At 58.6% G+C, this 22002-nt stretch carries 17 protein-coding genes; 6 read left to right on the top strand and 11 right to left on the bottom strand.

All coding sequences use genetic code 11. The features are described from left to right. Positions 1 to 84: 84 nt before the first annotated feature. The 3 genes from ACR0B7_RS07110 (at position 85) to ACR0B7_RS07100 (ending at position 4377) form a co-directional block, all read left to right on the top strand. Positions 85 to 927, top strand: coding sequence for an outer membrane protein assembly factor BamD (locus tag ACR0B7_RS07110; RefSeq protein ID WP_170384348.1), 843 nt, complete (start codon positions 85 to 87; stop codon positions 925 to 927). Between the two features lie 35 nt (positions 928 to 962). Next, entirely contained in the window at positions 963 to 2612 is a 1650-nt protein-coding gene (gene recN, locus ACR0B7_RS07105; protein ID WP_170483873.1) for a DNA repair protein RecN, read from the top strand. A gap of 79 nt (positions 2613 to 2691) precedes the next feature. After that, on the top strand, positions 2692 to 4377 hold the full coding sequence (locus ACR0B7_RS07100; RefSeq protein WP_170483871.1) for a chloride channel protein: 1686 nt from the start codon (positions 2692 to 2694) through the stop codon (positions 4375 to 4377). On the opposite strand, the gene ACR0B7_RS07095 is transcribed toward ACR0B7_RS07100, so the two are convergent. After that, the gene (locus ACR0B7_RS07095) at positions 4374 to 5741 is read right to left on the bottom strand and encodes a DUF3179 domain-containing protein (protein WP_170569227.1); all 1368 of its coding nucleotides are present in this window, start codon (positions 5739 to 5741) and stop codon (positions 4374 to 4376) included. The genes ACR0B7_RS07100 and ACR0B7_RS07095 overlap by 4 nt on opposite strands. A 561-nt stretch (positions 5742 to 6302) precedes the next feature. Between ACR0B7_RS07095 and ACR0B7_RS07090 the strand changes: the two genes are divergently transcribed. Then, on the top strand, positions 6303 to 7628 hold the full coding sequence (locus ACR0B7_RS07090; protein WP_170483866.1) for an NAD(P)/FAD-dependent oxidoreductase: 1326 nt from the start codon (positions 6303 to 6305) through the stop codon (positions 7626 to 7628). Here ACR0B7_RS07090 and ACR0B7_RS07085 read toward each other — a convergent pair. The 4 genes from ACR0B7_RS07085 to cobS all read right to left on the bottom strand — a co-directional run bounded on the left by ACR0B7_RS07085 (position 7625) and on the right by cobS (position 12936). Then, positions 7625 to 7966: a DUF427 domain-containing protein gene (locus ACR0B7_RS07085; protein WP_170483864.1), complete on the bottom strand. Its 342-nt coding sequence runs from the start codon at positions 7964 to 7966 to the stop codon at positions 7625 to 7627. The two genes, ACR0B7_RS07090 and ACR0B7_RS07085, sit on opposite strands and share 4 nt — an antisense overlap. Positions 7967 to 8032: 66 nt before the next feature. Further along, entirely contained in the window at positions 8033 to 9814 is a 1782-nt protein-coding gene (locus ACR0B7_RS07080; RefSeq protein ID WP_170483862.1) for an aminopeptidase P family protein, read from the bottom strand. Positions 9815 to 9867: 53 nt separating this feature from the next. After that, positions 9868 to 11745 (bottom strand): cobaltochelatase subunit CobT, encoded by a 1878-nt coding sequence (cobT, locus tag ACR0B7_RS07075; RefSeq protein WP_170410937.1) that lies wholly within the window; start codon positions 11743 to 11745, stop codon positions 9868 to 9870. Between the two features lie 207 nt (positions 11746 to 11952). Beyond that, positions 11953 to 12936 (bottom strand): cobaltochelatase subunit CobS, encoded by a 984-nt coding sequence (cobS, locus tag ACR0B7_RS07070; protein WP_170384331.1) that lies wholly within the window; start codon positions 12934 to 12936, stop codon positions 11953 to 11955. A gap of 488 nt (positions 12937 to 13424) precedes the next feature. On the opposite strand from cobS, the gene ACR0B7_RS07065 reads away from it, so the two are divergent. After that, complete coding sequence (locus tag ACR0B7_RS07065) at positions 13425 to 14309, top strand: Hint domain-containing protein (protein WP_170483859.1); 885 nt, start codon at positions 13425 to 13427, stop codon at positions 14307 to 14309. A gap of 9 nt (positions 14310 to 14318) precedes the next feature. Here ACR0B7_RS07065 and ACR0B7_RS07060 read toward each other — a convergent pair whose 3' ends face one another. Continuing rightward, positions 14319 to 14945 carry a J domain-containing protein gene (locus ACR0B7_RS07060; RefSeq protein ID WP_170384326.1) on the bottom strand — a complete coding sequence of 209 codons (627 nt, stop codon included), beginning with the start codon at positions 14943 to 14945 and terminating at the stop codon, positions 14319 to 14321. A 107-nt stretch (positions 14946 to 15052) separates the two neighbouring features. On the opposite strand from ACR0B7_RS07060, the gene ACR0B7_RS07055 reads away from it, so the two are divergent. Next, positions 15053 to 15307 carry a BolA family protein gene (locus tag ACR0B7_RS07055; RefSeq protein ID WP_170384324.1) on the top strand — a complete coding sequence of 85 codons (255 nt, stop codon included), beginning with the start codon at positions 15053 to 15055 and terminating at the stop codon, positions 15305 to 15307. A 17-nt stretch (positions 15308 to 15324) separates the two neighbouring features. On the opposite strand, the gene ACR0B7_RS07050 is transcribed toward ACR0B7_RS07055, so the two are convergent. From ACR0B7_RS07050 to pepN, 5 genes are all read right to left on the bottom strand, one after another. Next, the gene (locus ACR0B7_RS07050; RefSeq protein ID WP_170483857.1) at positions 15325 to 15729 is read right to left on the bottom strand and encodes a DUF4177 domain-containing protein; all 405 of its coding nucleotides are present in this window, start codon (positions 15727 to 15729) and stop codon (positions 15325 to 15327) included. 169 nt (positions 15730 to 15898) lie between these two features. Continuing rightward, positions 15899 to 17410, bottom strand: a complete 1512-nt coding sequence (gene gatB / locus ACR0B7_RS07045; protein WP_170483855.1) for an Asp-tRNA(Asn)/Glu-tRNA(Gln) amidotransferase subunit GatB — start codon at positions 17408 to 17410, stop codon at positions 15899 to 15901. A gap of 71 nt (positions 17411 to 17481) precedes the next feature. Further along, on the bottom strand, positions 17482 to 18672 hold the full coding sequence (locus tag ACR0B7_RS07040; protein ID WP_480681169.1) for a hypothetical protein: 1191 nt from the start codon (positions 18670 to 18672) through the stop codon (positions 17482 to 17484). A 196-nt stretch (positions 18673 to 18868) separates the two neighbouring features. After that, complete coding sequence (locus ACR0B7_RS07035) at positions 18869 to 19297, bottom strand: hypothetical protein (protein WP_170483852.1); 429 nt, start codon at positions 19295 to 19297, stop codon at positions 18869 to 18871. Then, on the bottom strand, positions 19294 to 21846 hold the full coding sequence (pepN, locus tag ACR0B7_RS07030) for an aminopeptidase N (RefSeq protein WP_480681166.1): 2553 nt from the start codon (positions 21844 to 21846) through the stop codon (positions 19294 to 19296). The genes ACR0B7_RS07035 and pepN overlap by 4 nt, the downstream gene beginning before the upstream one ends. Positions 21847 to 22002: the final 156 nt, after the last annotated feature.

The following is a 22002-nucleotide window of genomic DNA, read 5'->3' as shown; positions in this document are numbered from 1 at the left end:
GCGTTTTGCCCCGCAATTATATGTGCTAAACCAAGGCCAAATCCGGGGTTTGCCCCAATAATCAATACGACAAGGATAGGCGGAATGGTTGGCACCAAAGCGGCAGTCAGATTCGCAGGGGCGATTCTTCTGACAGCAGTTTTGACGGCTTGCGGCGGAAAAGGCGCAGACCGCAATCAGAACCTTGAAGGGTTCACTCCGGAACAGATTTTCACGCGCGGGGAATATGAACTGTCGCAGAATCGTTCGGATGATGCGGCGTGGTACTTCTCGGAAGTTGAGCGTCTGTATCCCTATTCCGATTGGGCCAAGCGCGCGCTGATCATGCAGGCGTTCTCGTACCACTCGGATAAGAATTACGAAGAAAGCCGCGCAGCGGCGCAGCGGTATATCGACTTCTACCCAACGGATGAAGATGCGGCTTACGCCCAGTACCTGCTAGCGCTGAGCTATTACGACCAGATTGACGAGGTCGGGCGGGATCAGGGACTGACTTTCCAGGCGCTGCAATCCTTGCGCACGGTCATCGAGGTCTATCCCGACAGTGAGTACGCAACTTCGGCGGTGTTGAAATTCGATCTGGCTTTTGACCATCTGGCCGGAAAGGAAATGGAGATTGGCCGCTATTACCTGCGCCAAGATCACTATTCCGCAGCCATCAACCGGTTCCGTGTCGTGGTTGAGGATTTCCAGACCACCTCGCATACAGCCGAAGCACTGTATCGTTTGATCGAAGCCTATCTGTCGCTGGGTCTGGTGGACGAAGCACAGTCAGCCGGTGCGATCCTGGGGTACAACTATCAGTCATCCGAATGGTATGACGCGGGTTACAAACTGCTCGTCTCGCGTGGGCTTGACCTGAAGAGCCGAGGAAATAATTGGCTCAGCCAGATCTATCGCCAGACGATCAAGGGCGAGTGGTTGTAATCGCCATGACCAAAGGCGTGGGACGCTAAGACCCGATGCTGCGCGCCCTCGATATCCGCGACATGCTGATCATCGACCGGTTGGAACTGACATTCCAGCCGGGTTTGAACGCTCTGACCGGTGAGACGGGTGCAGGAAAATCGATTCTGCTGGATTCCCTTGGCTTCGTTCTGGGGTGGCGTGGCCGGGCCGAGCTGGTGCGGCAGGGCGCTGCGCAGGGTGAAGTTGTGGCCGAATTCCAGCTATCCCCGGACCATCCGGCCCATGCGATTTTGGCAGAGGCCGGGTTGCCTGCCGGAGACGAGTTGATCCTGCGCCGTGTCAACACGGCCGAGGGGCGCAAGACGGCTTGGGTCAATGACCGCCGCTGCTCGGGCGAGGTGTTGCGCGCCTTGTCGGAAACTCTGGTGGAACTTCATGGCCAGCATGATGATCGCGGTCTGCTGAACCCGCGCGGCCATAGGGCAATGTTGGATGACTACGCCGGGGCAGGTGATCACCTGGCGGCGGTCCGCACTGCGTGGGCCGAAATGTCGCGGGTCCGCAGGGCGTTGGCCGAGACAGAGGCGACGCTTGCCGCCATGCGCGCTGAAGAGGAGTTCCTGCGTCACGCCGTTGCCGAGTTGGACGATCTGGACCCGCAGCCCGGCGAAGATGCCGAGCTGGATTCCCGACGCCGTATGATGCAGGGGGCCGAACGCATCCGTGACGATGTGGCACGTGCGTTTGATCTGCTGGGTGGCCAGGGGGCAGAGGGCACCATGTCTGACGCCATACGCTGGCTGGAAGGTGTGTCCGACAACGCGGGCGGTCAGTTGGAAGAACCGATCGCGGCGCTAGGACGCGCACTGATCGAACTGGGCGAGGCTCAGGAAGGGGTCAACGCCTGCCTTCAGGCGCTGGAGTTCAACCCGGCCGAACTGGAGCTGACCGAGGAGCGCTTGTTCGCCATTCGCGCGCTGGCACGCAAGCATGATGTCGCCCCGGACGATTTAGGCGGTTTTGCAGGCACATTGCGTGATCGTTTGGACAGGCTTGAGGCAGGCGACGCCGATCTCGCAGAGCAACGCGCCGCTCTGCAGGCTGCGCAGAAGGGCTATGATGCCGCTGCTGCTGCCCTTGGCGCTGTGCGGCGAAAGGCAGCCGCTGAACTGGACGCAGCGGTTATGGAGGAGCTTGCGCCCTTAAAGATGGAGCGTGCAGTCTTTGTGACTCAGGTCACCTCTGCCGATCCCGGCCCCGAAGGAGCCGACGCAGTGGCTTTTACCGTGGCGACCAATCCCGGCGCGCCGTCCGGTCCACTGAACAAGATTGCGTCTGGGGGTGAACTCAGCCGATTTCTTCTTGCGCTAAAGGTTTGCCTTACCGGTGAGGACAGCGCGCGCACCATGATCTTTGATGAAATTGACCGGGGTGTGGGTGGGGCAACCGCTGATGCGGTGGGCCGCCGCCTGGCGTCTTTGGCACATGGTGGGCAGGTCCTTGTCGTAACCCATTCCCCCCAGGTCGCGGCGCGTGCGGCGCATCACTGGCGCGTACAGAAACATGTGGAAGACGGGCAGACCCTTTCAACTGTGGTCCCGTTGGCCGATCCTGACCGTGTAGACGAAATCGCCCGCATGGTTGCAGGTGATACCATCACTGACGAGGCACGCGCCGCCGCCCGTGCCTTGCTGGACGCGTAGCCGGCAGTCAGCCGCGATCCGCCTTTTATCTGCGCGCTCCGTGGCTTAGTAAGGGGTATGTAATGATCCCCGAGGGCAAATGACCCAGTCAACCCGCACAGTTTTGCGCAACCAGCTCAATCAGGCTCTGGCCGCGATCAAGGATGCGTGGCGGGTGATGCTGCGGCGGGGGCCAAGCCAGATCCAGTTTTGGTTTATCGCGCTGGCCATCGGTGTTGCTGCGGGTTTCATGGCGCTGGGTTTCCGCAAGGCGATCCGGGCATTGCAAGCCTATGTATACGACACCGACGACATCCTGCTGTTACACAGCCATGCCGAAAAGCTGCCGTGGTTCGTAATCCTGATAACCCCGATCATCGGAGGTTTGGTCGTAGGGATTATCCTGCACAAGTTCACCGATGACGGCCGCGTCCGGTCGGTTGCCGATGTGATCGAAGGTGCCGCGCTGACCAACGGCAGGGTTGAAGGCAAGGCGGGGATTGCGTCGCTATTTGCCTCGTTGATTACCCTCAGCACGGGCGGCTCTACAGGTCGTGAAGGGCCGGTGGTGCATATGGCTGGGGTGATTTCGACTTGGGTCAGCAATCGCATCCATGCCGACGGCATAACCGGTCGCGATCTGTTGGGGTGCGCTGTGGCCGCCGCAGTCTCGGCCAGCTTTAATTCTCCGATTGCGGGGGCGTTGTTCGCGCTAGAGGTCGTGTTGCGCCATTTCGCTGTTCACGCCTTTGCGCCCATCGTCATTGCCTCGGTCGCGGGGACGGTGATCAACCGATTGGAATATGGCGATGTGACTGAGTTCGTGCTCGAAACACCCGGGTCATTGCAGTTTTATGTGGAACTGCCCGCCTTCCTGATCCTTGGGCTGATCTGCGGGCTAGTGTCCCTGCTGCTGATGCGCTCGATCTTTTTTGCCGAGGATATCGGGAACCACATTCAGGCGCGGTTGTCTTTGCCGCGTTGGTTGCGACCGGCCGTATCGGGCGCAATGCTCGGACTTCTGGCGATCTGGTTTCCGCATATCATCGGCGTCGGCTACGAAACAACAATCCGCGCCTTGGCCGGTGATCTGGTCCTGACCGCAGCCATCCTGTTTGCCGTGATAAAAACGGTCGCGGTGGCGATAACTATGGGCGGGCGCATGGGCGGCGGCGTGTTTTCCCCATCACTGATGATCGGAGCGTTGACCGGCCTCGCATTTGGCCTGATAGCCACCGGGTTGCTGCCGGATGTCTCGGGGACTCATACTCTGTACGCATTTGCCGGGATGGGGGCTGTAGCGGCTGCGGTGCTGGGTGCGCCGATATCAACCACGTTGATCGTATTCGAGCTGACCGGGGATTGGCAGATCGGCCTTGCCGTTATGGTCTCGGTCTCAATGTCCACTGCATTGGCCTCACGTCTTGTGGATCGGTCGTTCTTCTTGACGCAATTGGAACGGCGCGACGTACACCTGGCAGCCGGGCCGCAAGCCTATCTGTTGGCGATGCTTCGCGCCGGGTCGGTTATGCGTCCCCTCGGCGATGCTCGGTCGATTTCCAAGGAAGAGGCGCTGGAGTTGATCGAGCAAGGGCTTTGCGTGCAGGCAAGTGCCACCCTCGAAGCGGCAATGCCGTATTTCGACCGGGTGGACATTCCATGCATACCGGTGGTTATCGTGGACAAGGATGGTTGCGAGAACCCTGTGGGCGCGCTGTATCACGTTGATGCGCTCAAGGCATATAACCGCGCGCTGGCGGCAACAGCGGCCGAGGAACATTCCTAACCCGGATACACGGTTGCTGCGTCCCCTAGATAATTGTCCCATGCGAACCAGTATGAGATGTGTCCGGCCACGCGGGGCAATCGCGTACCATCCTGCCCGATCAGTTCCTCCTCGGTCATGGTCCACTTCTGGCCGTCTTGATCGACCAACACTCTGTCTGATGCGGTGAAGCGATACGATTTGCGCTCATAGGCGCGTACTGCACGTTTGTCTGGATTACCCACGAGAACCAGCGGACGGTCGGCGATTGCATCGTTGATTACTCGTGTGTTTGTAAACGCATCCAAGGGCCACGCCCGTGCCGCGCCGAATTGACGGATGGTGAAAACGTAGTCCTTCTGCCGATGCTGTGACTGATCGACCTGCGCGGGGAACATCAACTCGGTCGAGGCGAAGTACTCGCGGTAAACCACACCTGACCCATAGTTGCGACGATGCCCGGTTTCGAGTGACAGGACTTTGGTGTCGGGGTGCGAGGTCTTCCAGCTTTGCCACGTGGTGATAACGACAGGGCGCTGCTTTAGTTCGATCCCACTGTTGACCAAAGGACCAACGACGGGTCGGCCAGTATATTGGTTCCACAGCGAGTGTGTTTTACGGTCGAACATCAACTTGTTCGAGCGGTATAGAAAACCCGAAGAGCCGAAGACGAACGGTTCTTGCCTCCCTTCCACTTGCGTTTCAAACAGGATGCCAGACCCACAGAGGGTGCAATAGGCAAGCGCGACAGGAACGCCCCCGATCACTTCGTTGAACATTTCGTGCCAACCCATGATCCGCAGAGGATAGGCGCGTTCGTCCCCGTTGATCGAAACGCCGAAGACCAGATCGTCGTCCTTGAGGTAGTCCGCACGCGATGCGGATATCAACGTTGGATTGTCCAGCGAGGGAATGCCATCCTTGCGAACGCCGCCCCAGGCAATTTCTTCAAGCCGAATCTTCATCTTGTCGCGTTGCAAGTACTCGGGGCGCAGAAAATCGTCAAAATTGGGGTCGATCCCTAGCAGAACCTCGCGCTTGAACGGGATCAGCGAAGGGTGTGGGGCCAGTTGCGGGTTCTTTTCTTGCCAAAGCATCCAGTCGAACCAATCAGCGCCGATCGTCTCGCCAGTCAGGTCGCGCATCACTTTCGCAATCTCGTTGCTTCGTTGCCGGCCATAGCGCATCCCGGTCAAAAGGGCCGGAACCACATCGGGATTGCCCCTCTCTGTCAAATACGCCATGCCCCGTTGGAACTCGGAGCTGCTGCCGTAGAGGGTTGATCGCACCGCCTCCAGTACTGGATCGGTCTGCGACCAAAGCACTTGGGGCAGAACAGTTCCTGCCCCGAACGTTCCCAAAAAACTGCGTCGGGTGATCTGCATGGCGTCCTCCGGTAGTGTGCCTTTCCAGTTTGCTTGGTTTGCTGATCAAATGCATTGAACAGCCGCGTGAGGAAGGCGTGAGGCACAAATCTGGCGCAAGGCTGCAGACTGAGTAATCAAACACGACGCCCGTTGGGAACTGGCTTTGCGGTCCAAAGGCTGGCCACGCGCAAGACCCGGTGGGACTAAGCAAAATGCGCCAAAATCCCCGTTTTCTTGACCAAAAGCACGATTTTCCTATAAAGTCCGGCAAAGCTGGACTGATTTTTTAGTATCTAAGCGAGTTCCTTACCAGTTCCCCGATGTCTGGCACCGCGAAAACGCGGACCTGTGAACGACTGGACGACGAAAATACGACTTTGCACCAAGGCTCATTTGATTTGGGGGCAATTCATATGTTTTTACTGCGTCTCGCTTATCGGTACTCTTGTCGAACAAGAAGCCTCATTCTTGATCTGCGGCTGTTCGTCTGTGGAATGAGGCGCGGCATCAGTGCGTTCAACAGCAGCCAAATTACCTGTCGATCCGTGCAGTGCAGGGTTTTGAACGCGGGGCTGTGTCATGCGCATTTTTGACGTTGCCTTGGTAGGCGCCGGTCCCGCTGGTTACGCCGCACTGACCGCGTTGCGCGGGTATTCCGGTTCATTGGTCGTTGTCACCGGGGCCGCGACCGAGCCTTTTCAAGGGGCGACCGCAAAGTTTGTCTCGGTCGCCTACGAGCGGCAAGAACCGGCACATCTGGCCGAGCGGACTGCGGTTGTGGGTGATGCGCCCCCGATGTTTGCCTCGGCCGAGGTGGGCGGCTTTGCAAATTACTGGGGAAAACAGCTTCAGGTGTATGAAAGCGATGACCCTTGGGGGCGGGGGCCCTTTTTGAAGAATTGGAAAGCCTACGCCGAGGCGTGCAGGGCGCTGCAATCCGATTTTGAAGTTGTTGGCGGTGACCGGCAAGAAAGCCTGGAAAACGGCTATGAAAAATGCGCCCCGAGGCTTTTGACCGGAACGAAAGGAGCGCCGGGTTCCGGGTTGCGTGCTATGGCCAACGCCGTAAAGCAACGATTGAACCAAATGTCTGACGTCGAAGTCCGGACCGGTCGCGTGAACCGTATCGAGTTGGAACGCGAAACCGTGCGTCTGGAACTGGACGATGGCTCTCGGGTTCGCGCGCGTTGCGTCTTTTTGGCGGCGGGTGTTTTCGGCACGGCTTCGATACTAGCGCGCAGCCTCTCGCGCGTCTCTGAAACCGGTTTTAGTGATCATGCGCCTTATACGATCAACTGTCTCAGGCTGGGTCGGGTTCTGGGGTCGCCGCGCAGTTATACAAAGCGGGGAAACTACAACGCGATGACGATTAGGCGAAAAAAGGACGGACGGTGCGACCTGTTCGCTTCGGTTTACATTGTTTCGCAGGCGCCGGTCAGCCTTTTGACAACGCGGTTCGGGTTCGGTCCACGGTTTCGGGGGCGTCGCGTTGGGCGAATGATTGATTTTGTTCAACCCGTGCGGATATGGACCCCGAAAACCCAGGTTCAGCTTCGCTATTTGCCACGGCATGGGCGAATCGAAGCCATTCAGATGCCAAACCCTGATCTGGACGAGGGTTTGCAGGATCTTCTCGGCTGGTTCGCGTCACACAAAGTTCGCGGCTCGTTGGGCGTGACAGATCCGGGGCAGGGGTTTCACTATCACCGATTGACGATTGGACGGCGGAAAGAGCCGGTAGACCAGGTAGTGAAGTCTGCCTTCAACGGGCGCGTGCGCGCAATCGATGCGTCCTGCCTGCCCGAGATCGGCTGTCCGCCGCATACGTTGACCTCAATGGCGCAGGCATTCGGACGCGTGCGCCATGACCTTGCCGCATCTAACGCGGTAAGAGAGGCGATTTAAATCTGCTCAACCTTAACCGATTCGATCCGGTAAAAGGCGACATGCCCTTTGATTTCAGAGACTTCGGGAATTGGGTCCTCATAGCTCCAAGCGGCGTTTTCGGTAATCGATGACTTGTTGACGATCGAAAAATGCGTGGCGTCACCCTTGAGCGGGCAATGGGTGAGTTTGTCGGTGCGATCCAGAAACGCCATAGCGATGTCTGACCGAGGAAAATAGATTACAGGCTCCAGATCACCTTCCAACAACTCCAGTGCATTTGTGCTTTCGCCCAGTACCGCGCCGCCTGATCGAACGCTCCATTTTCCTGGTGCTTTTCGGATGGTGATCTTGGCCATACCTGTTCCTTCCCCTCATCTTTTTTCCGGGCTTCTCCTCTGCCCGGTGATTGTAACAGTCCGGTGTCAAACCGGCTTGGTTGCGGCATCCAACCACAGTTGCGCCTCTGCGCCCAGCCTTGGCCGGATTTTTTCCGCAACGTCGCGATGATAGTCGTTAAGCCAACCGCGTTCCTCGGCCGTCAGCATGTCGACCACGATCAACCGCCGGTCGATCGGAACATAGGTAAGGGTTCGCCAATTCAGCATTGCGCGCTCGGCATCGCCGCCGGGTAGGGCAGGTGCTTCTTGCACGACGACCAAGTTTTCGATCCTGATCCCGAACGCTCCTTCACGATAATAGCCCGGTTCGTTCGACAGGATCATACCGGGTTGCAGTGGGACAGAGCTGACGCGGGACAGGCGCTGCGGCCCCTCGTGTACGCTCAGGTACGCCCCGACTCCGTGACCGACGCCATGGTTAAAGTCTTGTCCCGCCGCCCAAAGCGGTGCGCGCGCGATGCACTCAATGTCACGCCCGGCCAAACCGACCGGCCAGCGCAGCATGGACATGTTAATCATGCCCTTCAACACGCGGGTAAAGCAGGTTTTTTCCTCGGCACCAACATCCCCGATGGCAATGGTTCGAGTGATATCAGTGGTGCCGTCCAAATACTGGCCGCCGCTGTCCAAAACCAAGATGTGCCCGTCGTTCAGCAGGCTGTCGGTTTCTTCGGTTACCCGGTAGTGCATGATCGCACCGTTCGGGCCAGTTCCGGCGATTGTGTCGAACGAGATGTCCTGCAGCGCGTTGTCCTTGCGCCTGTTTTCTTCAAGCCGGGCTACGACTTGTGTTTCCGTCACTGTGCCGGGGGCTTGCGCATCCAGCCAGCAGAGCGTTTCGACCACGGCTACAGCGTCGCGCAAATGGGCCTCGGCGCTGCCTGCGATCTCGGCAGGGTTCTTACAGGCTTTGGGCAGGGCGCAAGGATCGCCGCCGTCCACCATCCGGTCTTGCAGCACATCGGCCACGGCCTGCGGCAACGTGCCCAGATCGACCTGTACCTTGCCTTCAAGCGTGGCGAGGCTGTCCAAGAATGCGTTCGGTTCGTGGACAGCTACCTGATCGCCCAGAGGAATGACCAGTTTTTCCTTGGCCATGAACAAGTCCACTGACCCATCCGCGTGCAAAATTGCAAAACCGTGGGCAACGGGGTTGTAGCCGATGTCAGAACCGCGAATGTTCAACAGCCACATGATCGAGTCCGGCAGCGTGATCACAGCGGCCGAGCATCCTGCCTCGCGCAAATCCTTGGCAAGACGCGCGATTTTACTCTCTGCGGTTTCACCGGCGAATTCTAAAGGATGCTCTTTGACCGGGTTTAGCGGCGGTTCCGGTTGGTCTTTCCAAATGCGGTCGACCAGATTGGGGCTGCGCACCAGCTTGATGCCGCTGCCGGACAACTCTTTCAGAGCGCCCGAGATTTGACCGGCCGCATGCAGCCAGGGGTCAAAGCCTACTTTCCCCCCATTTGGCAGTTGTTCCTTCAACCACGCACTCAAGCCGACTTCGGGCCACGGCACCGGGGTGTAGTCGGACGCAACTTGCGCTTTGACCTGAGTGCGGTAGCGTCCGTCTACAAACACCCCTGCGACATCGGTCAGGGCGGCGCAAAACCCCGCCGACCCGGTAAAACCGGTCAGCCATGCCAGACGCTCATCCCTCTGGGCGACGTACTCACCCTGATGCGCGTCCGCACGTGGGATCAGAAAGCCATCCAACCCCTCGCGTGCCATCTCGGTTCGTAGTGCAGCCAGCCGCGGCGGGCCTTGTTCCGGACGAGCGGTCACGGCAAAGGATTGAAACATGTCTCACCTCGTTCAGATCGGAGCAAACCCCGACTTGTTTTCGGGAAATGGTATTAGCCCGCTCTTTTCATCCCCATCACACGGGCGCGCGCCCTTGGATCGCTGTCGAACAGCGCGGCCAGTTGTTCGGTCATCGCGCCGGCCAGTTGTTCGACATCCGTAATTGTAACTGCCCGGTCGTAATAACGCGTCACATCGTGGCCGATCCCGATGGCCAACAACTCGACCATCTTGCGCTTTTCAACCATTGCGATCACGTCGCGCAGGTGTTTTTCCAGATAATTCGCGGGGTTAACGCTGAGAGTTGAATCGTCAACCGGCGCACCATCCGATATCACCATCAAAATCTTGCGCTGTTCGCGTCTCATCATCATCCGGCGATGCGCCCATTCCAGCGCCTCACCGTCGATATTTTCCTTCAGCAGACCTTCTTTCATCATCAGGCCCAGATTGGGGCGCGCGCGACGCCACGGGGCATCCGCACCCTTGTAAATGATATGGCGAAGGTCGTTCAATCGACCGGGTTGCTGGGGTCGACCGTCGTTCAGCCATGCCTCACGCGCCTGACCACCTTTCCATGCGCGGGTGGTGAAGCCCAGAATTTCGACCTTTACGTTGCAGCGTTCAAGTGTCCGCGCCAGAACATCTGCGCAGATCGCCGCGATCGAGATCGGGCGGCCCCGCATCGACCCCGAGTTATCCAGCAATAGCGTCACGACGGTATCGCGGAACTCGGTATCCTTTTCGACTTTGAAGCTGAGCGGAGTTGTCGGGTTCGCGATGACACGCGCCAGACGCCCCGCATCCAAAATGCCTTCCTCGCGGTCGAATTCCCACGACCGGTTCTGCTGAGCCTGAAGGCGGCGTTGCAGCTTGTTGGCCAGACGGCTAACCGCCCCCTTAAGCGGTTCAAGCTGCTGATCGAGATAGGCGCGCAGCCGTTCCAGTTCGGCGGGTTCGGCCAAATCCTCGGCCTCGATCTCTTCGTCGAAGGTATTCAGATATACCTTATAATCAGGATCCGCTTCGGACGCAGGCGGCGGGGCAGGCGGCTCTAGCGGAGCTTCCCCTTCAGGCATCTCAGCTTCTTCACCCATCTCCTCGTCGGCCATCTCGTCCATCGAGACTTGTGCCTGAGATTGGTCCTGCTGCTCTTCCTGGGTCTGTTCGGGCGTGGCGTCAGCGTCCTGTTCATCCTGGTCGTCCTGACCAGTGCTATCAGGATCGGGCTGTTCTTCCGCGTCCTCCTCGGCCTGATCTTCCTGTTCGTCGTCCAGTTCATCAGGATCGTCGCCCAGTTGGTCGCCGTAGCCGAGGTCCTTGATCATCTGACGGGCGAACCTGGCAAATTCTGCCTGATCGGACAGGATTTCATTTAGGTTTTCGAGCGTTCCGCCCGATTGTTCCTCGATGAAGCCGCGCCACAGGTTCATAACGTTGGCTGCTGCCGGGGGCAGGTCGCGCCCGGTTGCCAAGTGGCGGATTAGGTATCCCGCTGCGACCGAAAGAGGCGCGTCGGCAGGCTGTTTGCACTGATCATAGCCGCGCCGGATCGCCTCATGCCCGATCTTGACGTCGATATTGCTGGCGGTGCCGGGCATATCGCGTGCCCCCATCGCTTCGCACCGGGCAGTCTCCATCGCCTCATAGAGATCCCGCGCCATGTCACCCGGAGGGGCATACCGCGCGTGGGTCGCGTCGTCGTGGTACCTGCGCTGCAATGCAAGCGCGTCCGCCGTGCCGCGTGCCAACAACACTTCTTCCCGAGTCATTCGGCGACTGACTTGCGGCAGGCGCATCGACTCGCCCGACATGCCCGACGGATCGACCGTATAGGACACATTCAGCTCAGGATCGTCGGCCATCACTTTTGTGGCCTCGGCCAGAGCCTTCTTGAACGGATCGGCGGGGTTATCGTTTTGTTTGCTCATCGGCGGCAGGTCCGGTCTTGTTCTGTCCCGGCAACCTAGAGCCATTCCAGTGTCTTGACCATAGGGTCGGCCCCGATTTCCGGCCTAAGCGCCAAACGCCCCGTGAAGAAAACGAGTTTCGGTTGCGGCGATATCATCCGCGTTTAGCGCGATTAAACATTCAGCGCTCTTGGCCCTTTTGAAGAACCCAAGAGCGCTTGCCGTTTTTTACCCCAAGCTGGCGCTTGCCGCGCTTTCGGGCAGTTCCTCATCAAAGCAGCGCTGGTAGAACTCGGCCACCGTCTGGCGCTCCAGCTCGTCGCATTTGTTCAGGAATGAAAGGCGGAAGGCGTAGCCAACGTCACGGAAAATCTCGGCGTTCTGAGCCCAGTTGATAACGGTTCGGGGGCTCATCACTGTGGACAGATCACCATTCATGAAGGCGGTCCGGGTCAGGTCGGCGACGCTGACCATCTGACTGACGATCTTGCGACCTTCGGCCGTGTTGTAGTGCGGTGCCTTGGACAGAACGATCATCGTCTCGGCGTCATGACTGAGATAGTTCAGCGTGGCGACAAGGGACCAGCGGTCCATCTGGGCTTGGTTGATCTGCTGTGTCCCGTGATAAAGACCCGTCGTGTCGCCCAAGCCAACTGTGTTGGCGGTGGCGAACATACGGAAATACCGGTGCGGGGTCAGAATCTCGTTCTGGTCCAGCAGGGTCAGGCTGCCGTTGGCTTCCAGAACCCGCTGCAGCACGAACATCACGTCCGCACGTCCGGCATCGTATTCGTCAAACACGATCGCAACCGGGTTGCGCAGAGCCCAGGGCAGGATACCCTCGCTGAATTCGGTGATTTGAACGCCATCACGCAGTTTGATCGCGTCTTTACCAATCAGGTCGATCCGGCTGATGTGACTGTCGAGGTTTACGCGTACAGCAGGCCAGTTCAGGCGGGCGGCAACCTGTTCGATATGTGTCGACTTACCTGTGCCGTGATAACCTTGGATCATCACCCTGCGGTTATGAGTAAAGCCTGCCAGAATTGCCAGAGTGGTTTCAGGATCAAACTTGTATGTCGGGTCGATTTCGGGCACCCGCTCAGTCAATTCGTAAAAGCGTTTGACCTGCATGTCGGAGTCAATGCCGAATACTTCGCGGACCGAAATTTCTTCTGTAGGGTGTGCGTTTGCGTCAATCGGCCAATCCATGCCTGTCGTCCTTATCCTGATACCGCAGCCTCGAGCGGGGCTTCCGACCCTGTGTGTGGTGCAACATATTACGAGCAAGGGCAAGGGAAAGCCGCCCGCGCAGTGCCGCTGGCGGGTGTTTCTTCTGTGCTGGCCTCAAAGTCGTGTACTTTTCGTCACTGAGAAATGTCGCTGGTAGTTTGATTGGGCCGCTCTCATCCACAGGCCGAAGGCACGTCTGCACATAGCTCCCAGTCCCAGCAACATTCATCCTCTGTCAGGACGGACGAGCAGTTGTCACATAGCGCTGCTGCAATCATCTGAGAAATCAGTCAATATGTTGTTTTGATTTGAGCTAGTTGGCGGTTAGACTGGCGAAGTGTAGTGTTTTTGTGAGAGTGCAGAGTGCGGGCCATGGTTTCCAAGGTCAAACTCACGTGTGATTGCTGCGCCCTGTCGGGCGGTGGCATGTCTGTGATGGCGCTTTGCAGGGCAAGGGGGGGCAGCCCATGGCATTTGACGTGCTCCTTCATGATGTAAGGACCACCGGAGGTGGCGACTATATCGTTCGCAACTCGACGCAAACTGCGATCATTGATGGCCAGACAATCTCGTTTGATGGGGGGACAACCTATCAGCCCTATACCTATCTTGGTCAGGGGAACTATCGGGGAACCGGTGAATCCGGTGAATTTATCCGAGTCGGCGGCAATATTTACGCCTGGGATACCAATAATCCGACTGGCCCGATGCGTACCGGCAACTGGAAGATTGATCAGGGCGATCTCGACCCGACGGACCCGCCATGCTTTGTCGCGGGCACGTTGATCGAGACAGATCGAGGTCCACGCGCCGTAGAGGATCTGAAAGTTGGGGATTGGGTTCGTGGGGCAGAGGGGCAATCTCTACCCATTGTCTGGATCGGTCAACGAACCCTTAGTGCGCATACCTTGCATATTCAGCCAAAGTATCGGCCGGTGCGGATTCAGCGCGATGCGTTGGGTGCGGGGTTGCCTAGCCGGGATCTCTATGTGTCGCCGCAGCACCGGATCGTTCTCGAGGGGTGGTGGGCTGAATTACTGTTCGGTGAAGACAGCGTCTTTTGTGCCGCCATTCATCTGGTGAACGGAGATACAGTCCATCAGGTGCAAGCGGATAAGCCAGTGACGTACTATCACATCGCCTGCGAGGAACACGCCATACTGACATCCCACGGTTTGCGCAGCGAAAGCCTGTTTCTGGGGGATCGCGCGCTGAAGTCCTTCCACCGCGAGGACATTGCCGAATTGCTTGCGCTGTTTCCCGAACTGGAACACACCAGATCAAAGCTACAAACGCGGCTGCGTTGCCTCAAGCGGACCGAGGCCAGCGCATTGCAAGGTTTGTTCCGGTAATCTGCGGAATTACTTAAAGTTCCGGCTATCCTTGATCTGGTCCCAAGCCCAAACGACCTCTTGCAGTTGTTCTTCCTGAGATCGGTCCCCGCCATTCATATCCGGGTGAAGAACCTTGATCAGCTTCTTATACGCCTTGCGTACCTCTGCCTTGGTCCAACTGTCATTCGCCTCGAGAATCTCGATCGCGCGGCGTTCGGTGGGCGGAAGGCGGCGGCCACCACCGCCGGATGTGCGACCGGGGTTCTTGGTGGCGTTCGCGCCCAGCACCTGATGCGGATCTTCGATGCCCAAACGAGCCCATGCACGCGCTTCGGGGTCACCCATGGGCTTGGTTTCACGTTCCCAGACCTTGTCCTTGGACCGCTGCGCATTCATTTCAGCCTCGGTCGTGCCGTCGAAGAAGTTCCATTTCTGGTTATATTCGCGCACGTGCTGCTGGCAGAACCAGAAGAAATCGTCCAGCACGTCCGGCGCTTTGGGCGCACGGAACTTTCCCGCTTCTTCGCATCCTTCGTGGTCACAGATGCGTACCGAGGTTTCAGACGCGCCCGACATCCCCCGGCGACCACGCGGGTTCTTTTTCTTGGCGTTGGAGACGGACATATCGAATCCAAAGGGGTCTGATTTCGTCATGCTGTGATCCTTAAGAACGCATCTTCTCGACTCGGAGGCAGCAGTTTAATCTAAGCAGCCGAAAGTAGAAGAGGGGGGCGGCAAAAATTTTGCCGCTAGGCGTAAAAATGACTGTGACCGACGAAATCCGTACTTGCCTGCAGGCTGCCTTTGATCCGCATGAGCTTGAGGTGGTCGATGATAGCGAAAGCCACCGTGGTCATGCCGGGTATCAAGAGGGGGGCGAAAGCCACTTTAACGTCCGTATTCGTGCCTCTGCGTTTGAGGGCAAGTCCCGTGTGGCGCGACATCGCGCTGTTCACAAGGCGCTGGGCGACATCGTCCCGCGCATCCACGCACTTGCGCTGGATATTGGCGTTTAGGGGCGGGCCGAGACGGTTTAGGGTTTTTCGGTATGCCGGAATTCCACTTCGGTGCCCTTAAGGGACAGTGGCGGCTCCTCGGCTTGCTCGGCAATAGGGGCAGGAGCGTCCACTTCGCTGGGTCCGGGAATCGGTTGCGCCATGACTGTGTCGTTCGGGATCTCTGTCAGTGCAGGCGCGGGCTCATCTTCGACAGCACGGCGAAACACTAGAACATTGCGCCAGTTGACGGTGGACCCGGTCAGGCCAGACCGTTCCTCGCTGGGCAGCAGTTCGGCGCGCTGGTATTCCCATCCGTCCTGCCCCATCTGGTTCAGTACTTGTTCCACTGACACGGCGAAACGATCCTCGACGGTTTTTGCGCCTTTGGCTTTGGCACCTTTCTGCGGAGCAGGGACAACTTTGTATTCGTAGCGCGGCATCGGATCTTCCTACCTGTCAGTTCCCGGCAATCTAGCACGTTGACAGCATTGGGAAAGTCATCTTCGTGTGCCAGAGGGTTTCCGGTGCTAGTCTTGCCGCATGTCAGCGCAAAAGAAAAGCGGCTGGGCGCGCAACGCTCAGCCGCTAATTTCCTTGAAATCGGATGACTTACGAGCCTAGCTTCTTGCTCACCAGTTCATTCACGGCCTTAGGATTGGCCTTGCCGCCAGTGGCTTTCATCACCTGACCCACAAACCAGCCAGCTAGTTTCGGGTTCACCTTGGCCTTTTCGACCTGCGCGGGGTTGGCGGCGATGATCTCATCCAAAGCAGCCTCAATCGCGCCGGTATCCGTGACCTGCTTCATGCCGCGATCTTCGACGATCTGCGCCGGGTCGCCGCCTTCGGTATAGACGATCTCGAACAGGTCCTTGGCGATCTTGCCCGAGATGGCATCCGACGAAATCAGGTCGATGATCCCACCTAGTTGGGTGGGCGAAACCGGCGATTCAGTGATGTCGTGGTCTTCTTTCTTCAACCGACCGAACAGTTCGTTGATCACCCAGTTCGCGGCCAGCTTGCCGTTGCGACCTTGGGCCACCTCCTCGAAATACGCGGCTGATTCCACTTCGGCGGTCAGGACCGAAGCGTCATAGTCCGTCAGGCCAAACGCCTCTATAAACCGCGCTTTCTTGGCGTCGGGCAGTTCGGGCAGCTTGGCGGCGATGTCATCGACCCAAGCTTGTTCAATCTCCAACGGCAGCAGGTCGGGATCGGGGAAATAGCGATAGTCGTGCGCTTCTTCCTTGGACCGCATCGAGCGGGTCTCACCCTTGTCCGGGTCATACAGGCGGGTTTCCTGCTCGACCTCGCCACCGCCTTCGACAATGGCGATCTGACGGCGGGCCTCGACCTCAATCGCTTGCTGGATAAAGCGCATCGAGTTCATGTTCTTGATCTCGCAGCGGGTGCCCAGATGCGAGAAGTCCTGCGTTTCCTGATACTTCTCATACGCCCCCGGCAAACAGATCGAGACGTTCACGTCCGCCCGTAGGTTGCCGTTCTGCATGTTGCCGTCACAAGTGCCCAGATAGCGCATGATCTGGCGCAGCTTGGCGATGTAGGCGGCGGCCTCCTCGGGGCCACGGATATCGGGGCGGCTGACGATCTCCATCAGGCAGACGCCTGTGCGGTTCAGGTCGACAAAGGACATATGCGGGTCCATGTCGTGGATGGACTTACCGGCGTCTTGCTCCATGTGGATGCGTTCGATGCGCACCATGCGCGCGGTACCGTCGCCCATTTCCACCAGCACTTCACCTTCACCCACGATGGGGTGGTAAAGCTGCGAAATCTGGTAGCCTTGCGGCAGGTCGGGGTAGAAATAGTTCTTGCGGTCGAACGCCGATTTCAGGTTGATATCTGCCTTCAGGCCCAGCCCGGTACGCACCGCCTGTTCAACGCAGTATTCGTTGATCACCGGCAGCATCCCCGGCATCGCCGCGTCCACGAAGGCCACGTTCGAGTTCGGCTCGGCCCCAAACTGGGTCGACGCGCCGGAAAACAGCTTGGCGTTGGACGAGACCTGAGCGTGCACCTCCATCCCGATTACCAGTTCCCAATCGTGCTTGGCCCCGGCAATGGTTTTGATTTTGGGCATTTCGTATGTCAGGTCGAGCATGGCGCGCCTCTATTTCCGCAGAAGTCTAAGCCTGCGTATTAGGCGCGCTGCGCCAAAGGAGCAAGGGGGAATCAGTGACCCGACAGGTGCAGACCCGAAGGCGTAAAGGTGACGTCCATACCGCTGCGCAATTCTTCGCGGAACAAATCGCCAATCGCACGTAGGGCATCGCGGTGACCACGCGCCGCAAACCTCTCGGGCGAGTTGATGCGGACCGAGTTGTTGAACCCATTGGCAGCGTGCGCCCAGATCAGCGGATGCAGCTCGGTCATGTGGTCGCGGATCAGCCAGTTTGCGGCCTCGTGAATTTGCGCGCGAACTTCGTCGGCCTTTTCGTTCAGGCCAGCGCCGCTTTGGATCGTGATGGCGCAGTAGGCCGCCAGCATGTTGACGGTTTCCTGGTCTGGGCGGCGGTTCAGAATGTCGTGTAGCCCCTCAAGAAAGTACTCTACGTCCAGCCGGGCACATGCCTCCGGGTCAAGGGCAATGGCGTCGAACTGCGCCCATGTGTAACCACCCGCGCCCCAGATTGCATGGGTCCGTGCGGCGTTGCGCAGGGCTTGAACCTCAAGCTCGTCGTAGCTGCCGAACCAGCGTGGCAGCAGGTGCGTCCCCATAGCGCGCATGTGGCGTTGGTTATGCGGGTCCAGAGTGATCAGACGCTCGTATTTGTCAGCAACGCGGATGTTCGTCCTGCGCTGCCCAGCAAGCAATGCGCAGTCAGCCGCGGCAACAAGCGCACTGTCCGGCGCAGCTTCGCGGCACTTTGGCAAGATCGCCGCCGCCCGGTCGAAATGTGCTGCGCAGCGCGATTGGTGCAGGGGCGGCAGTTTGGCGTCCGTTGAGGTGCCACGCCATGCCCATGCCAAGTCGATATGCGCAAGAGCAACCACTAGGGCGATCATGGGATCACCGTCATGTTCGCGCATCTCGTCTTCCAGCTCGGATATTCCGCACAACAGATCGTAATCTGACAGTGCCTTCCCATCAGACAGGGCGTGTTCGACCGCCAGAACAACGTCCGAACGAGCGCCAAAAGCCAGCAAGTCCGCGATCGGCATCCCGTCGGGCGCGGCTTCACGGGTTTCGTCGGCTGCACGCATTTGTCGTGAGAGCTCTGACCAACGCCCCTGACGCGCCAGATGCCGTCCGTTTTCGATTGTTTCGCGGCCGATCAAATCCTCGGCTCGCATCTCTGCCACTGGGATGTTGAGTTGCCCCTGATCAGGCAGCGCGGCAGCTACATCAGACGAAAGGTGCATGTCTGCCTGCAACTGCATGCAAGAAGACGGAGCGGTGGGATTCTGTGTACGAAAAAACCGGAACATGGTGAAACTCGGAACTGCAAAAACTGGTAACGTAAGAACAAAGGTCACCGGAATTTGCATCAAATTCAAGATTTGGGGGGCTTTTTGTCCTGAATTGGTGAACAGTGAGGTTTTTTTCTCGCGATTAAGCCTAGAAAACCCTGAAATGATGCCGTTCAACCCTTAATCCAAACTGCTGTAGAACTGGCTCAAATTCGGTGTGGGGTGGGGTTGATTCATCCGGTAGCCGTATTCGTTTTCCCGTGTTCAGAACCAGTGACACGCGCACTGTGAAGTCCCAGCGCGTGTCAAACCGGACATAGTCGATGTCGGCCAGAGTGACCTTGGCTTGGCGGGCTCCGGTGAACCAACTCAGCTCGTTCTGATCGAGCGTCAGCCCCGCGCTGGTGTCCTGTAGGATGTCCCAAAGCGCGGGCAGAGTAGTCAGGGCAAGCAAGCCGACAAGCCACCAGACAGCGTCGAACAGGATCACCAACGCGATGAGGGCCGCGTAGACCAGGATCAGGATTGCAACCGACCGTGGCGATCGGTTGTGCCTTGTATACGTGAACGGCGTCATGCGCCCAGAATACGCGAGACCATTTCGGTCGTATCGCGCGACAGGCCTGCTGTATCGGCAATACGCCTCAGTTGCGTGCGGATCAGGTCCTGACGATCTGCGTCATACCGTTTCCACGTCTGAAAGGCCGAACACATTCGTGCTGTGGTCTGCGGGTTGACGGGGTCCAGCTTGATCAACCAGTCGGCAAGCAGGGTGTACCCGGTACCATCTTCGCGGTGGAACCCTGCGTGGTTCATCGCCAACGCACCCATGACCGCGCGGAAACGGTTGGGGTTCTTCCAGTTGAAATCCGGGTGCTCGGTCAGCTTGCGTGCCACATCTGCTGTGGTTTCGGGCGCAGCCATTGAAACCTGGAGGCCGAACCATTTGTCCATCACCAGCCTGTCATGCTGCCACTGGTCGTAGAAGGCGGACAGTTCTGCCTCACCCTTCCCTGCGCGCAGAAGGCAGGACAGGGCGGTCAGTTGCAGCGTCATGTTGTCGGCATCGTCGTAGTCCCCGGCTGCCTTGGCTCCACCGTCCAGTCGCGAGGTCAGTGCCAGCGCAGCGCCACCCAGCGCGCGCTTGCCTGATTGTTCGGCGTCAGGGCTAAAGGGCGCGTCGATCACGGTTTCGCTGTGCAGACGCGGCAGCAGGTCCTGAACATGCTGCGCGGTTACCTGCCGCAGGGTTTCTACGGCTGTCCAGATCGCCATCGGATCAGGTGTTTCACCACGTTCGTGCAAAGCTGCCGCCAGTTCTGATTGCGTCGGCAGGCCCAGCATCAGCGCGCGATAGGCCGGGTCCAGATCGCGGTCACGCAGCACGGCCAGCAGCCCGTCCAGATAGTCGGCATCGGGGGACGCGCCGGTTTGGATCATCGCCAGCAGAGTTTCCTCGGCCAGCGAACGCCCGGCCTGCCAACGGTTGAAGGGGTCGGTGTCATGGGCCAGCAAAAAGGCCCGTTCCGCGCTGCTTTGAACCTGCTCCAGAATAACCGGGGCCGAGAAATCCCGCAGGATCGAAGCCGTCGGTTTGGCCGCAAGTCCGGTAAAGGTAAAGCTCTGGCTGGCTTCGGTCAGTTCCAGAACCTCGGTCGCGCGGACCTCGTCTCCGTTGGGGCCCAGCAGACCGACAGCCACGGGGATCACTTGCGGCAGTTTCTCATCCTGACCCGGCGTGGGTTCGGTGCGCTGCGACAGGGTCAGGGTGTAGGTGCCGTCCGTCCAATCCTCGGCCACAGTCACGCGCGGTGTGCCGGATTGACTGTACCACCGTTTGAATTGGCTCAGATCGCGCCCGGTCGTATCCTCGAAAACCTTGATCCAGTCTTCGATCGTGCAGGCTTGGCCGTCATGACGGTCGAAATACAGGTCCAGCGCTTTCGCGTATGCCTCATCCCCTACCAGCCGTTTCAGCATTCCGATGACTTCGGCGCCTTTCTCATAGACAGTGGCGGTGTAGAAGTTGTTGATTTCCTGAAAGCTTTCGGGACGGACGGGATGCGACAACGGCCCGTTGTCCTCGGGGAATTGCCGTGCGCGCAGGTCGATGGCGTCGTGGATGCGCTTGACCGGGGCGGATCGCATGTCGGACGTAAACTGCGCATCGCGGAACACGGTCAGCCCCTCTTTCAAACACAGTTGGAACCAGTCGCGGCAGGTGATGCGGTTGCCTGTCCAGTTGTGGAAATACTCATGCGCAATTATCGCCTCGATCCGCTCAAAGTTCATATCGGTCGAGGTCTCAGGGCTGGCCAGCACAGCGGACGAGTTGAAGATGTTCAGCCCCTTGTTCTCCATCGCGCCCATGTTGAAATCATCCACGGCCACGATATTGAACACGTCCAGATCGTATTCGCGGCCATAGACGTCCTCATCCCATTTCATCGACTTTTTCAGCGCCTCCATCCCAAAGGCGCACTTGCCCTCATCCCCCGGACGGACCCAGAGGTTCAGTTCGACGTCGCGGCTCGACATGGTGGTAAACTGACCGGGATGGGCAATCAGATCGCCCGCGACCAGCGCGAACAGATAGGCGGGTTTGGGCCACGGGTCGGTCCATTCGGCCCAGCCTTTGCCTTTGCCCGAGGGGTTGCCGTTGGACAGCAGCACCGGCAGATCGCCATTAATGCGCACGGTGAAGGTGGACATCACGTCAGGGCGGTCGGGGTAATAGGTAATCTTGCGGAACCCTTCGGCCTCGCACTGGGTGCAGTACATGCCATTGGACATATACAGCCCCTCAAGCGCGGTGTTGTTGCCGGGGTCGATTTCAACCTCGGCCTCCCAGACAAATGGCGCGTCGGGGGCAGGGGCGGTGAGCCCCTTGTCGGTGATTTCGGGAGAGATTTCGACGTCGTCGATTGACGCGCGGATCAGGGTCAGGTCTTCACCATGCAGAAAGAAGGTGCGGTCTGACGCGTCGGGGTTCGGGCGGAACGCGATGCGCGAGGTCACACGGGTCGCGTGGGCCGCCAGATCAAAGGTCAGGTGCACGCTGTCCACGATATAGCCGAACGGCGTGTAGTCTTTCAGATAGATCGTTTGGGGGGCAGCGTCGCGCATCGGGACCTCGCTTCATTTGATGTCTGGCGCGACGTTATGGGCTGTGGCGGTGGGCTGCAAGCGGCGCAAAGCGGTGCATTGCTGTCGCAATGAGGAATTTTGGTAAAGTTTTTTTACCGAAATGCAACGGCACACGTTGCCTATCGGAAACATACC

The sequence above is a fragment of the Ruegeria sp. BB6 genome, from assembly GCF_056539385.1.
Note: the sequence above shows the minus strand (reverse complement) of the source record. Positions and strands in the feature narration are given on the sequence as shown.